The organism is Bradyrhizobium sp. SZCCT0231, assembly GCF_018130245.1.
In the GTDB taxonomy this organism is placed as follows: domain Bacteria; phylum Pseudomonadota; class Alphaproteobacteria; order Rhizobiales; family Xanthobacteraceae; genus Bradyrhizobium; species Bradyrhizobium japonicum_F.
The window spans coordinates 52372-65297 of the sequence record NZ_JAFCKP010000007.1 but is presented as its reverse complement, the minus strand read 5'-3'; the positions used below and the strand labels follow the sequence as shown (position 1 = coordinate 65297).

At 65.2% G+C, this 12926-nt stretch carries 12 protein-coding genes; 10 read left to right on the top strand and 2 right to left on the bottom strand.

From position 1 onward, the window contains the following. Positions 1-103: 103 nt before the first annotated feature. The 7 genes from JQ566_RS18475 (at position 104) to JQ566_RS18445 (ending at position 7153) form a co-directional block, all read left to right on the top strand. Positions 104-874 (top strand): 16S rRNA (uracil(1498)-N(3))-methyltransferase, encoded by a 771-nt coding sequence (locus tag JQ566_RS18475; protein WP_212374236.1) that lies wholly within the window; start codon positions 104-106, stop codon positions 872-874. 597 nt (positions 875-1471) lie between these two features. Further along, positions 1472-1813, top strand: a complete 342-nt coding sequence (locus JQ566_RS18470) for a hypothetical protein (RefSeq protein ID WP_212374234.1) — start codon at positions 1472-1474, stop codon at positions 1811-1813. A 211-nt stretch (positions 1814-2024) separates the two neighbouring features. After that, complete coding sequence (locus JQ566_RS18465) at positions 2025-3176, top strand: ATP phosphoribosyltransferase regulatory subunit (RefSeq protein ID WP_212374232.1); 1152 nt, start codon at positions 2025-2027, stop codon at positions 3174-3176. Positions 3177-3179: 3 nt separating this feature from the next. Further along, positions 3180-4157: an ATP phosphoribosyltransferase gene (gene hisG, locus JQ566_RS18460; RefSeq protein WP_212374230.1), complete on the top strand. Its 978-nt coding sequence runs from the start codon at positions 3180-3182 to the stop codon at positions 4155-4157. A 99-nt stretch (positions 4158-4256) separates the two neighbouring features. Next, on the top strand, positions 4257-5363 hold the full coding sequence (locus JQ566_RS18455) for a glycosyltransferase family 2 protein (RefSeq protein WP_212374228.1): 1107 nt from the start codon (positions 4257-4259) through the stop codon (positions 5361-5363). After that, positions 5360-6205, top strand: a complete 846-nt coding sequence (locus JQ566_RS18450; RefSeq protein WP_212374226.1) for a ChbG/HpnK family deacetylase — start codon at positions 5360-5362, stop codon at positions 6203-6205. The genes JQ566_RS18455 and JQ566_RS18450 overlap by 4 nt, the downstream gene beginning before the upstream one ends. A 126-nt stretch (positions 6206-6331) precedes the next feature. Then, positions 6332-7153: a DUF2076 domain-containing protein gene (locus tag JQ566_RS18445; protein WP_212374224.1), complete on the top strand. Its 822-nt coding sequence runs from the start codon at positions 6332-6334 to the stop codon at positions 7151-7153. Between the two features lie 639 nt (positions 7154-7792). Here JQ566_RS18445 and JQ566_RS18440 read toward each other — a convergent pair. Then, positions 7793-8605, bottom strand: coding sequence for a L,D-transpeptidase (locus JQ566_RS18440; protein WP_212374222.1), 813 nt, complete (start codon positions 8603-8605; stop codon positions 7793-7795). Positions 8606-8920: 315 nt separating this feature from the next. On the opposite strand from JQ566_RS18440, the gene JQ566_RS18435 reads away from it, so the two are divergent. Beyond that, positions 8921-9706: a protein phosphatase CheZ gene (locus JQ566_RS18435; RefSeq protein WP_212374220.1), complete on the top strand. Its 786-nt coding sequence runs from the start codon at positions 8921-8923 to the stop codon at positions 9704-9706. Positions 9707-9910: 204 nt separating this feature from the next. Here JQ566_RS18435 and JQ566_RS18430 read toward each other — a convergent pair whose 3' ends face one another. After that, positions 9911-10432 (bottom strand): hypothetical protein, encoded by a 522-nt coding sequence (locus JQ566_RS18430; protein ID WP_212374218.1) that lies wholly within the window; start codon positions 10430-10432, stop codon positions 9911-9913. A 315-nt stretch (positions 10433-10747) separates the two neighbouring features. Here JQ566_RS18430 and JQ566_RS18425 point away from each other — a divergent pair, with 315 nt between their 5' ends. Beyond that, the gene (locus JQ566_RS18425; protein WP_008544107.1) at positions 10748-11044 is read left to right on the top strand and encodes a co-chaperone GroES; all 297 of its coding nucleotides are present in this window, start codon (positions 10748-10750) and stop codon (positions 11042-11044) included. Between the two features lie 113 nt (positions 11045-11157). Further along, positions 11158-12789, top strand: coding sequence for a chaperonin GroEL (gene groL / locus JQ566_RS18420; protein ID WP_212374216.1), 1632 nt, complete (start codon positions 11158-11160; stop codon positions 12787-12789). Positions 12790-12926: the final 137 nt, after the last annotated feature.

Sequence of the window (12926 nt, the reverse complement as noted above, 5' to 3'; positions counted from 1 at the left end):
GAATAGGGCAAGAGCGCGGCGCGGAGACGCACCAATTCGGCGATATTTACCCCCAAAAGTACTGGTTTCGGTTAAGAACGGCGGCAAATCGGACCCTTAAACGATGCCCTCCCACGATTTTCGCGCCCCCCGCCTGTTCATTGACGCACCCCTCGCCCAGGACACCAGGGTGCCGCTCGACCGCGACCAGAGCAATTATCTGGGCAACGTGCTGCGGCTGGCCGCCGGGGCCGAGGTCCTGGCCTTCAATGGCCGCGATGGCGAGTGGCAGGCCGCCATCGAGGGCCGCAAGCGGCCGGACGGCCTCGTGATCCTCCAGCAGACGCGGCCCCAGGACCGCCTGGCCGACCTCACTTACGTCTTCGCCCCGCTCAAGCATGCCCGGCTGGACTACATGGTGCAGAAGGCCATCGAGATGGGCGCCACCAGCCTGCAACCGGTCCTGACCCGGTTCACCCAGGCCTCCCGGGTCAACACCGAGCGGATGCGCGCCAATGTGGTCGAGGCGGCCGAGCAATGCGGCATCCTCAGCATTGCCACCGTGGCTGAGCCGGTGCCGCTGGAGCGCTTCTTGAGCCAGCGCGCCGCCGGCCGGTTGCTGATCTTCTGCGATGAGGCGGCGGAGGTCCAAGACCCCGTTCAGAGCCTGCAAGGCGCCCGCGAGGCCGGACACGGTATCGACGTGCTGATCGGCCCCGAAGGCGGTTTTGCCGAGGAAGAACGGGCGCTGCTGCTGCGGCAGCCCATGATCCTGCGGCTGGCGCTCGGCCCCCGCATCATGCGGGCGGACACGGCCGCCGTCGCCGCACTGGCGCTGGTGCAGGCAGTGCTGGGCGATTGGGGCGGTGGCAGCAGCCAGGCTGCGACGCGCTAGCTCGCCGGGCCATGGCTCTGTTCAAATCCCCGACCGCTCTATTGTGCTCGCAAGGCAAATCAGTCACGATTCTACCGCAGGTTGTCTTAAATCAATTCTTAGCCCTGCGTGGCGTAATGATTGCTTCGGATTGGCCCAGTGGCATCCACCGCGAGCGACATTCTTGAAGGATACGGGGTCTTCCGGGTCACGACGCAAATCTACCACACCTACGTCCTCAGCTCAGCTGGCGACGCTTGGGGGTGCCACGGATGGGCGACAGGCGGCTCGATGGTGTGTAACGGCGCCGGCAGCGCCTCTTTCGCGCGATGCATCGAGGGTGGAGACGATGCGGGCATCTATTACATGCGCACCGGTGTCTGCCACCAGATCGCAAACCGCATTTTGTCGGCAGCAGGTATTGAAATACCTGTCTCCGCTCACACGCAGGTCAGGGCCTCTCACCTTGTCTATGGCAAGTTTGGGCGCAATTATCCTTGGGTTCCTACGTCACGGCGTTGGCCTGATCGGAGACTGCTCTGTCAGGCAGCTAGCGTTGGAGCGAGTTCAGAGTCCGCGAGTTCTAGTTCGGGGCTTTCAAACGGGATCCGTCGCGCCATGAGCCAGCCCCTTTTGAACGACGACGCCTTCGAAGCGCGGCTTGAATTGTCCGCTCTGATCAAGGCTGGCCTCGGCCACACTGTCGACGACGCAACGCTGACAGCCCTTGCCGACATGCAGGCACGTCTGCAAGGCCGGATTGGCGAGCTTGGCGGCTTGCTGATGGAGCATCGGATTTCCCGCCCCCGATATATCGAGGAGCTCAATCGCGTCCTGTCCGACGCCTCCTCAATGGGCGAAACGATTCTGGGCTTCGAGGAATTCCACAAGGTGTTCGGCAATCTGAGCGCCGATCAGTTGGGCGATCCCGCAGTATTTCTTGCAGACCGGGACGAGTAGTCTCCGGTCTGCGAGGCCTCCCCGCCAAGGCTGTGGCCCGACACCGACAGGATGATCCTGGTGCGGCGAGGCTCGATCCAACTCGGGAAGCCACCCGTTAAGCGATTGATCCTTTGGAGGTCGAAACCGCTGTCGGGCCATGCTAAGGGCTGCGGCAATTCACTTGCCTCCCCTTGCCCTGCCCGGTTCCACCGGGACCATGGACCCTGTTATGACCGCGACTGCCACCTCAAACGCTGCCGGCTCCGCCGCCTGGGCGGACACGCTGCTCTTGTCGTTCGCGCAGGCCGGCTATGTCAGGGCCGAGCCCGCCATCCTGCAACCGGCCGAGCCGTTCCTGGACCTCTCCGGCGAGGACATCCGCAAGAGCCTGTACCTGACCACGGACCTCTCCGGCGAGGAGCTCTGCCTGCGCCCGGACCTGACCATTCCCGTCGCCCGCGACTACCTCGCATCCAGCCGGGCCGGCCAGCCGGCCGGGTTCAGCTATCTGGGTCCGGTGTTCCGCTACCGCAGCGGCCGGGCCAGCGAATTCCTTCAAGCCGGCATCGAATCATTCGGCCGACAGGACCGCGCCGCAGCCGATGCCGAGATGCTGGCCCTGGCGCTGGAGGCGACCGCCGCCTTCGGCGTCCGCGACGTCGAGATCCGCACCGGTGACGTTGCGCTGTTCAATGCCCTGCTGGACGCACTCAACCTCTATCCGGTCTGGCGCCGCCGCCTGGTCAAGGATTTCAACCGCAAGATCAGCCTGGAGCAGGATCTGGAGCGGCTGGCAGCCGCAGCCACCGCGACACGCAGCGAATATGAGGGCGTGCTGGCTGCGCTGGCCGGCTCCGACCGCAAGGCGGCGCTCGCCTTCGTCACCGATCTGATGTCGATCGCCGGCACCACCCATGTCGGCGGCCGCACCACGGCCGAGATCGCCGACCGCTTCCTCGAGCAATCGACGCTGAAGGGCGGCGCGCTGCCGCGCGAGGCGATCGCCGTGCTCAAGCGCTTCCTGTCGATATCGGGCAATCCCGACGATGCCATCGCCGAGCTGCGCGCACTCATGGCCGACGCGAAGCTCGATCTCGCCTCGGCAATCGACCAATTCGAGAGCCGGGTCGGATTCATGGCCGCGCGCGGCATCGACGTGAAGCAGACGCGCTTCTCGACGGCATTCGGGCGCGGGCTCGATTATTACACCGGCTTCGAATTCGAGCTTCATCACAGAGGCAACGGCGCCGAGCCGCTGGTCGCCGGCGGCCGCTATGACCGGCTGATGACCCAGCTCGGCTCGACCGCGCCGATCCCCGCGGTCGGCTTCTCGGTCTGGGTCGATGCACTGACGAAGATCGGCCGCAAGGTGGGAGCTTAAGTCATGAGCGCGCCATTCGTTCTGGCCGTTCCCTCCAAGGGCCGCCTGCAGGAGAACACCGAAGCCTTCTTCGCCCGTGCCGGGCTCAAGCTGTCGAAGGCCGGCGGCGCCCGCGACTATCGCGGTACCATCGCAGGGCTCGACAATGTCGAGGTCGCCTATCTCTCGGCGAGCGAGATCGCATCGCAATTGTCGCGCGGCTTCGCGCATCTCGGCGTCACCGGCGAAGACCTGGTGCGCGAGACTATCGCGGATGCCGACAAGCGCGTGTCGCTGATCGAAGGGCTCGGCTTCGGCTATGCCGATGTCGTCGTCGCGGTGCCGCAGGCCTGGATCGACGTCCGCACCATGGCAGACCTCGACGACGTCACCACCGGCTTCCGCGAGCAGCATCACATGCGGATGCGGGTCGCGACCAAGTTCGTCAACCTCACCCGTGCCTTCTTCCAGAGCCACGGCATCACCGATTACCGCATCGTCGAGAGCGCAGGTGCGACCGAAGGCGCGCCGGCGGCCGGCAGCGCCGAGCTGATCGTCGACATCACCACGACCGGCGCGACGCTCGCCGCCAACGGCCTCCGCGTGCTCGACGACGGCGTGATCCTGCGCAGCCAGGCCAACCTGGTCGCCTCCAGGGAGGCCGAGTGGTCGCCGCAGGCGCGCGAGACCGCGCGCGTCATCCTCGACCACATCGCCGCAAGGGCGCGAGCCAACAAATACCGCGAGGTCCGCACCCGCTTCCGGCAATGCGACGCCGCCCTGCTCGGCGAGGCCCACAGCCGGTTCGGCGTCGAGGCCCCGTTCGGCGGTCCGACCTCGTCAGGCATGCTGACGCTGCACTGCCCACCGGGGCAGCTCTACGCGCTGGCGAGCTTCCTGCGCGAGCATGGCGCCGAGACCGTCTCGGTGGTCTCGCTCGACTACGTGTTCGACCGGGAGAACCCGCTATTCGCCAAGCTCGAAGCGTTCCTGCGGCGGTGAGCCCAAAGTTTTTGAGCAGCTCCGTTCAGCGTAGCGACAGCAAACGGCAGCTACCATATGCTGTTGAGATGACCTTGATCGCCTCTGGAACCTTGATCGATGACGCTGGGCTCTGACGTTTCCGGCATGACGACCACCGCAGCTAGCGCCGCAGCGGAGGGGCTGTCGATCGTCATTCCCGTCTACAACGAGGCGGCCGGCCTCGCCGCGCTGCATCAACGCATCTGCGATCTCGCAAAGACGTTGCGGCAGCGCTACCGCCTCGGTTGCGAGGTCGTTTATGTCGACGACGGCAGCGCGGATGCGACGTTGTCGATCGCCCGCTCGCTGCCGGCCGACGCAATCGACGTCCAGGTGGTGTCCCTGTCGCGCAATTTCGGCAAGGAGGCCGCGCTGATGGCGGGCCTCGACCATGCCCGGCTCGGCGCAGTCATGTTCATGGACGGCGACGGCCAGCATCCGCCGGCGCTGATCGAACAGCTGGTGCGGCACTGGATCGATGACGGCTATGACGTCGTCTATACCGCGAAGGCGCATCGCGACAACGAGCCCTTCTTGCGCCGGATCGCGGTGCACGGCTTCTACGCGCTGATCAATTGGGGCGCCCGCCAGAAGATTCCGGAAGACGCCGGCGACTTCCGCCTGCTGTCGCCGCGCGCGGTCGCCGCGCTCAGGCAGCTGCCGGAACGCAACCGCTTCTTCAAGGGCCTCGCCAGCTGGATCGGCTTCCGCCAGATCCGCGTCGACTATGAGCCTGCGGCGCGCGCCCATGGCGTCACCACCTTCAACGCCGCAAGCCTGCTCGGTCTCTCGATCGAGGGCCTGACCTCGTTCTCGGTGGCACCTCTGCGCTTCGCCAGCCTGCTCGGCGTTGTTCTCGCAGGGGGGGCCTTCCTGTTCGGCCTGTCGATCCTCTGGGAGGTCTGGACCACCGGCAAGCAGGTCCCCGGCTATCCCTCGCTCGTGGTCGGCCTGATGACGATCGGCGGCGTGCAGCTCATCATGATCGGCATCGTCGGCGAATATATCGGAAAAATCCTGTCCGAGCTGAAGGCGCGCCCGATCTACTTCGTCGCCGAGCACAGCGAGAAGCATTTCGAAGCCGGCAAGGCCCAGGATGTTTCAAGCCGGGACGCTTCAAGCCAGGACGCTTCAAGCCAAGACGCTTCAAACCAAGACGCCGCGAGCCGGACGGCGGCCGAATGAGCACCGCCGCGAGCCCGCGGCGGATCTGGCTCTGCGCCGACGATTACGGCATCAGCCCGGGCGTCAACCGCGCCATCCGCGACCTGATCGAACGCGGCCGCCTCAACGCCACCTCGGTGATGATGGTGGGGCCAACGATCGCGCGCGGCGACGTCGAGGCGCTTCAGGCTTCGGCAAAGCAGAGCCCGCGCTGCGCGATCGGATTGCATGTGACGCTGTCGGCGCCGTTCCGGCCCCTCACCATGCACTTCCGTCCTCTGGACGGCGACATGTTCATGCCGTTTCCAAAACTGCTGCGCGCCGGAGTGATGCGGCGGCTCGACCGTGAATTCATCCGCAACGAGGTGAAGGCGCAGCTGGCAGCCTTCATGGAAGCGTTCGGACGCGCCCCTGACTTCGTCGACGGCCACCAGCATGTGCAGCTCTACCCGCAGGTGCGCGACGGCTTTGTCGATGCGGTCATTGAGGCTGCGCCAAGCGCCTGGGTGCGCCAGGGCGGCCGCAATCTGCCGTTGGCGCAGCGGCTGGCCTCACCGAAAGCCATGGTGCTCGATAGTCTCAGCGCGCAATTCCGCCGCCGCGCCGGCAATGCCGGCCTCAGCTTCAATCCCGGCTTTGCCGGCGCGTATGATTTCACGCGCGCCGCCGATTTCGGCGCGCTGATGCGGCAATTCCTGGAAGGCCTCCCCGACGGCGGCCTCGTGATGTGCCATCCCGGTTTCGTCGATGACGTCCTGGCCGGCCTCGACCCGATGACCGATGTCCGCGAGCGCGAGCGCGCCTATCTCTCGGGCGACGCCTTCGCGCGCCTGCTGGCCGACAGCAACGTGACACTGGGATGAAACCGGCGAAAAGCGCGCCGGGAGGCAGCCTGTCGCATACGGAAATTTAATCCGGCCGGCACTGTTGGGGCCACAATGGAACCCTACATCTCCTGCGCGCTTGGTTTTGCGCAAAGGAGACAGATCATGACGCCGCAGGAACGCCAGCTCGTCGACGACCTTTTCGACCGGCTTTCAAAGCTGGAAAATGCACCGCGCGATCCCGATGCGACCGCCGCAATCTCCGACGGGCTGCGCAAGGCGCCCGGCGCGGTCTATGCACTGGTGCAGACCACGCTGTTGCAGGACGAAGCGCTGAAGCGCGCTCATAATCGCATCCAGGAGCTGGAAGCCGCCCAAGCGCCCGAGCCCGCCCAGTCCGGCGGCTTCCTCGACACCATGCGCGACACGCTGTTCGGCGGGAGCCCCTCGCGCGGCTCGGTTCCGAACGTGCCGCCGCGTGAGCAGCGACCGGTCTGGAACACCGGCCAGGCGATGCAGCAGACGCAGCCGGGCTACGGCCAGCCGCCTTATGGACAGGCTTACGGCCAAGGGTATGGCCAAGGGCCGGGGCAAGGTTATGGCGCTCCGCCCGTGGGCGGTGGCGGCGGCTCGTTCCTCGGCACGGCGGCGGCGGCCGCGGCCGGCGTCGTCGGCGGCTCGCTGCTGCTCTCGAGCATCCGCGGCATGATGGGTGGATCGCATCAGCAGGCGTTTGGCGATACCAATGCGTTGGGCGACCGCAGCGCTGGTGGAAGTCCTTGGGGCGGCAGCGATCAGTCCGGCGGATCGCTCGCGCGCGACGCGGGCCTCGACGATATCGGCTCGAACCGCGATTCCCGCCAGGGCTTCTTCGACCAGGCCTCGAACGATCGCGACAACAACGACCAGAATCACGACGACAACATGGACATGGCCGACGATAGCGATTTCGACAACGGAGACGACGGCGGCAGCGATTACGCGTAAGCAATTCGCTTAGCAGATGCGAAACGGCCGCCTCCAGGCGGCCGTTTTTCTTTTGCGTCCTAACTCGAGCGCCTTCTATGCCACCGCGAACAGAGAAGCCGTTCGATATAGTATGACTAATCCGACAACACTGAGCTGAAGATTGTCGGACGCGCCTCAGTTCACCATGAGAAACGAAATCGCCTTCTCATACGCTCGGCCGTAGACTCCCGGATTTCCAAATTCGGACATGGGTGTTCAACTGGAAGAACACGTTGCTCATGCCACACACCGATGTGGCTGCCTTCTGGCTAGAGTCGGGGTTTCAAAAATGAGTCCACTTCAGCACCGCATTGCGACCTTGGCCGACGTGACGACGCATCTCATCACCGAATTGTACGAGCTGGAGGGACTGCACGAGCGCGTCAGGAAGGCGGAGCTGTCGGCACGGCAGTTGAACCGCTCTGCTCGCGCACCGCGTTCCCATTCATCGTCTCGCCGTCGCTGCTCCGTTTCGCCTCGTCTCGGGTCGACGCGGCACCGTCAGCCGGCGTAGACCGGCCGGCAGGCGGGCGCCGACGGCACGCGACGGCTTCGATGCCGCGCATCCCGAGCCGGCGCGGCACGCGGAGTTGATCGCTCCATCGAGCGCATGACGCTTCACATCACGACGACCTTGGTGCCGACATTGACGCGGCCGTAGAGATCGATGACGTCCTCGTTGCGCATGCGGATGCAGCCGGAGGAGACATTGGTGCCGATGGTCCAGGGCTCGTTGGAGCCGTGGATGCGATAGAGCGTCGAGCCGAGATACATTGCGCGAGCGCCAAGCGGATTTTCAGGGCCGCCTTCCATGTGCCGCGGCAAATCGGGCCGGCGCGCGAGCATCTCGGCCGGCGGCGTCCAGTCCGGCCATTCGCGCTTGGCCGTGATCGATTTCACGCCGGACCAGGTGAAGCCGGGACGGCCGACGCCGATGCCGTAGCGCATCGCCCTGCCGTTGCCCTCGACGAGATAGAGGAACTTGTTCGGCGTATCGACCACGATGGTGCCGGGACTTTCCTTGCCGTTATAGTCAACGAGCTGTTTCTCGAATTTCGGATCGAACGGACGCTGCCGCGGATCGATCGCGTCCTGCTGGAGCGCGCCTTGCTGAATTGCGCCTTGCATCTGCGGCTCGCCCATCGGCGGCAGGCGGCGCTGGTCGTAGTAGGCCGGCTGCTGCTGATACACCGGCTGCTCGGGCGCGTAAGCCGGGCCGCGGCCGGGACCGTCGCCGAACAGGAACTCGATGAAGCCGCCGCCCATGTTGGAATTGGAAGCGACGCGCACCGGCGCCGGCGGCACGCGCGGCTGGTAGAGCACCGCGGGCGGATCGTTCGGCACGCTGTTGTCGAAGGCGCCGGCGTCGTTCGCGCCGGCAATGAAGGTGCAAGCGCTGCCAAGCAGCGCGACGGACATTTTCTTGAACATCGACGTACTCTGTACTGTTTCGTCTAGATCACATGCGCGGTGGAAGGTGCCTGGCTGAGCGGCGTCCGCGACGTGGTCAATAAAAAGCAAAAGCCGTTTTGTTTGGTAAACGGCAAGAGCGTTTGGATTCACCACGTCGCGAGCGGCGGCGCAATTTCGCGATCAGCGTTTATTTTCCATGAATGGCGCGCGTCCATGGTTAATCGCTTCTTTGCGCAGCGTCGCGCGCGGCCGCACAGCGGTTCCGGCTGTGAACTTCGTGTTAAATCGCTTCTGCCTACAAAGACGCGTGAATGAGGTGGGGGGAGTAACCTGATGGCTGTTCACCGCAAACGTTTTCGCGTCGAGGATATCATCAGCGGCGAGATGCCGGTTCTGGACGAAACCGAAGAGGCAATCCCGATGCATAGCGAGATCATGGCCGAGCTGCGCGCGATCCGCGCCCAGATGGCGAAGGGCGTCATCGCGGCCCCGCTGTCCGGCAGCGCTGCCATGGCGGCGATCGACGCCTCGACGGCGCACGAGCTTGCCGAAGCGCGCACCATGCTCGATACCTACCGGGCGCAGATCGAGCAGTGCGAGAAGCTGAAGGTCGAGCTCGACCTCATCCACGACGCCATCGATCGCACCAAGCGCGAGATCGCGACGCTGCACGGCAAGAGCTTCGACGGCGGCGAGATGGCCAAGGTCAATGGCGAGCTCGGCGCGGTGGTCGGCGGCACCGAGCAGGCGACCCAGCAGATCCTCGAAGCCGCGGAATCGATCGACCAGGCCGCCAGCGCAATGTCCAAGGTGGACTCGATCGACCAGCAGAAGCGGCTCGCCGACGACATCCAGGAGCGCGTCATCTCGATCTTCGAAGCCTGCAACTTCCAGGACCTGACCGGCCAGCGCATCAGCAAGGTCATGACCACGATGAAGTTCATCGAGCAGCACATCAATGCGATGATGGACATCTGGGGTGGCGTCGACGCGATCAAGTCCCACGTCGTACCGCCGGTCGACAATCGCAGCGACGACGAGAAGCTCCTCAACGGCCCCAAGCTCGCCGGCGACGTCGGCCACGCCTCGCAGGACGACATCGACGCGCTGTTCGACTGAGCGGGAGCATACGGAAAAAGCAAAACGCCGGCCCTGAGGCCGGCGTTTTTGTTTTGTGCCATCCCCTCCGCCGTCATCGCCCGGCTTGACCGGGCGATCAAGCATTCCAGAGACGGCGAGGCTGGAGTCGAGAAGCCGCGGCGTACTGGATGCCCGCCCCCGTGCGCAATTGCGCACTAGGCGGGGCATGACGGAGGAAAGAAACTACGCCCTTGGCGCGCAGCGGACATAGACCATGTTGCCGTAGCGGGTGGCGGCGTCCTTGTCGATGAAGCGGGTGATCATGACCCGACCGTCGAAGGAGACGATCTCGCGGTCCTGCTCGCCGGGGGTCGGACCGGCCGGCCCGATGTAGTTCTTGCCGCTCGGCGAGCCCTTCAGCCGCAGCTCCTGCGGCGTCGCCTGGTCGGCCAGATGCATGATCACGCCGCCGGAGGAACCGGCGGTGATCACGTAGGGATTCTTGCATTGCTCGCGCGCCATCTTTTCGGTGCGGGCGCGGTCGGCCGGGTTCTGGAACGAGGCGAGGCCCCAGCGGCCGACGATCTCGTCGGAGCGGATGGTGGCGGGCATTTCGGGAGCAACGCCCGGTTCGGCCTCGGGCGGCGGCGGGGACGACGAGAAGGACGGCAGGCTCATGCCGCCGCCGCAGGCGCCCAGCAACAGCGCCAGACAAGAGGCGGCCGCCAGATTGGCAACCGTGCGCGCGTGAGCCGAACTGATCATGGCATTCCCCCGAACAAGACCATGGCCGCACCCCTCCCGCAGCCAAGCGCAAAACCGCTGCTGGAGCAATGACGTCCTTTGATACGCCTGCGCCCCGAACGAGTTTCCAATGCCACCATCCTATATCCGCCTCAACAACCGCTTAACCACCTTTGCTTGACAGGATCGCGGCCAAGCCATATTTCCGGGCCCACTATTAGCACTCGGAAAGCCCGATTGCTAAGCGCGCCGTTCTATCCTCGTGGAGAGGGTGGACGGAAGCGCCGCCCCACCGACTTCCACTACTTCCGAAGCGAGCCTCCAAAGGGAAACGTCATGGCTAAATCCAAATTTCGTCCGCTGCATGACCGTGTCGTGGTCAAACGTATCGACGCCGAGGAAAAGACCAAGGGCGGCATCATCATTCCCGACACCGCCAAGGAAAAGCCGTCGCAGGGCGAGATCGTCGCCGTCGGCCCCGGCGGCCGCGATGAGACCGGCAAGCTGATCCCGATCGACCTCAAGGTCGGCGACCGCGTGCTGTTCGGCAAATGGTCGGGCACCGAGGTCAAGATCGACAACGAAGAGCTCCTGATCATGAAGGAGTCGGACATCATGGGCGTGCTGGCCTAAGGCCATCCGCCTGAACGGCCGCTGAATGTCATGCCCGGATCCAAGCGACCCGGGCATCCATCATTCCGCCGCACAGCACAAGACACATCACGAAACACGAGGGATTGCACACCATGGCTGCCAAAGACGTCAAGTTTTCCGGAGACGCGCGCGATCGCATGCTGCGCGGCGTCGACGTGCTCGCCAACGCCGTCAAGGTGACGCTCGGCCCGAAGGGCCGCAACGTCGTCATCGAGAAGAGCTTCGGCGCGCCCCGCATCACCAAGGACGGCGTCACCGTCGCCAAGGAGATCGAGCTCGAGGACAAGTTCGAGAACATGGGCGCCCAGATGGTGCGTGAGGTCGCCTCCAAGACCAACGATCTCGCCGGCGACGGCACCACCACCGCGACCGTGCTGGCCCAGGCCATCGTGCGCGAAGGCGCCAAGGCGGTTGCCGCCGGCATGAACCCGATGGACCTCAAGCGCGGCATCGACACCGCGGTTGCAGCGGTCGTCAAGGACATCGAGAAGCGCGCCAAGCCGGTCGCCGCCTCCTCCGAGGTCGCCCAGGTCGGCACCATCTCGGCCAACGGCGATGCCGCCATCGGCAAGATGATCGCCCAGGCGATGCAGAAGGTCGGCAACGAGGGCGTCATCACCGTCGAGGAGAACAAGTCGCTCGACACCGAGGTCGACATCGTCGAGGGCATGAAGTTCGACCGCGGCTATCTCAGCCCCTACTTCGTCACCAATGCCGAGAAGATGACCGCCGAGCTCGAGGACGCCTACATCCTCCTGCACGAGAAGAAGCTCTCGGGCCTGCAGGCCATGCTGCCGGTGCTGGAAGCCGTGGTGCAGTCGGGCAAGCCGCTCGTCATCATCGCCGAGGACGTCGAGGGCGAGGCGCTGGCCACCCTGGTCGTCAACCGGCTCCGTGGCGGCCTGAAGGTGGCCGCAGTGAAGGCGCCGGGCTTCGGCGACCGCCGCAAGGCCATGCTGGAGGACATCGCGATCCTCACTGGCGGACAGCTCATCTCCGAGGAGCTCGGCATCAAGCTCGAGAACGTCACGGTGAAGATGCTGGGACGCGCGGGCAAGGTGGTGATCGACAAGGAGAACACCACGATCGTCAAGGGCGCCGGCAAGAAGCCCGAGATCGAGGCCCGCGTCGGCCAGATCAAGGCCCAGATCGAGGAGACCACCTCGGACTACGACCGTGAGAAGCTCCAGGAGCGCCTCGCCAAGCTGGCCGGCGGCGTTGCGGTGATCCGCGTCGGCGGCGCCACCGAGATCGAGGTCAAGGAGAAGAAGGACCGCGTCGAGGACGCGCTCAACGCCACCCGCGCCGCGGTGCAGGAAGGCATCGTCCCCGGCGGCGGCGTCGCGCTGCTCCGCGCCAAGAAGGCGGTCGGCCGTCTCACCAACGCCAATGACGACGTCCAGGCCGGCATCAACATCGTGCTGAAGGCACTGGAAGCCCCGATCCGCCAGATCTCCGAGAACGCCGGCGTGGAAGGCTCGATCGTGGTCGGCAAGATCCTGGAGAACAAGTCCGAGACCTTCGGCTTCGACGCCCAGAACGAGGACTATGTCGACATGGTCGAGAAGGGCATCATCGATCCCGCCAAGGTGGTGCGCACCGCGCTCCAGGACGCCTCCTCCGTGGCCGGCCTCCTGGTGACCACCGAAGCCATGGTCGCCGAGCTGCCGAAGAAGGAAGCTGCGCCCGCCATGCCCGCCGGCGGCGGCATGGGCGGCTTCTAAGCCTCCGTCCCATGACAGTGTTGCGAAGGCCGCCTCCGGGCGGCCTTCTTTTTTGCCGACCCTGCCTCCCTGGTTTCCGATTCAACCGGCGGCCAAAACCCACTACGGTGGCGCGCCGATTCTGATTGTTTGGGCAT

Coding starts and splice junctions, on each gene's coding strand:
- JQ566_RS18450 (WP_212374226.1), top strand. CDS start 5,360: ATGAGCACCGCCGCGAGCCCGCGGCGGATCTGGCTCTGCGCCGACGAT.
- JQ566_RS18445 (WP_212374224.1), top strand. CDS start 6,332: ATGACGCCGCAGGAACGCCAGCTCGTCGACGACCTTTTCGACCGGCTT.
- JQ566_RS18440 (WP_212374222.1), bottom strand. CDS start 8,605: ATGTTCAAGAAAATGTCCGTCGCGCTGCTTGGCAGCGCTTGCACCTTC.
- JQ566_RS18455 (WP_212374228.1), top strand. CDS start 4,257: ATGACGCTGGGCTCTGACGTTTCCGGCATGACGACCACCGCAGCTAGC.
- JQ566_RS18425 (WP_008544107.1), top strand. CDS start 10,748: ATGGCTAAATCCAAATTTCGTCCGCTGCATGACCGTGTCGTGGTCAAA.
- hisG (WP_212374230.1), top strand. CDS start 3,180: ATGAGCGCGCCATTCGTTCTGGCCGTTCCCTCCAAGGGCCGCCTGCAG.
- JQ566_RS18470 (WP_212374234.1), top strand. CDS start 1,472: ATGAGCCAGCCCCTTTTGAACGACGACGCCTTCGAAGCGCGGCTTGAA.
- JQ566_RS18430 (WP_212374218.1), bottom strand. CDS start 10,432: ATGATCAGTTCGGCTCACGCGCGCACGGTTGCCAATCTGGCGGCCGCC.
- JQ566_RS18435 (WP_212374220.1), top strand. CDS start 8,921: ATGGCTGTTCACCGCAAACGTTTTCGCGTCGAGGATATCATCAGCGGC.
- JQ566_RS18465 (WP_212374232.1), top strand. CDS start 2,025: ATGACCGCGACTGCCACCTCAAACGCTGCCGGCTCCGCCGCCTGGGCG.
- JQ566_RS18475 (WP_212374236.1), top strand. CDS start 104: ATGCCCTCCCACGATTTTCGCGCCCCCCGCCTGTTCATTGACGCACCC.
- groL (WP_212374216.1), top strand. CDS start 11,158: ATGGCTGCCAAAGACGTCAAGTTTTCCGGAGACGCGCGCGATCGCATG.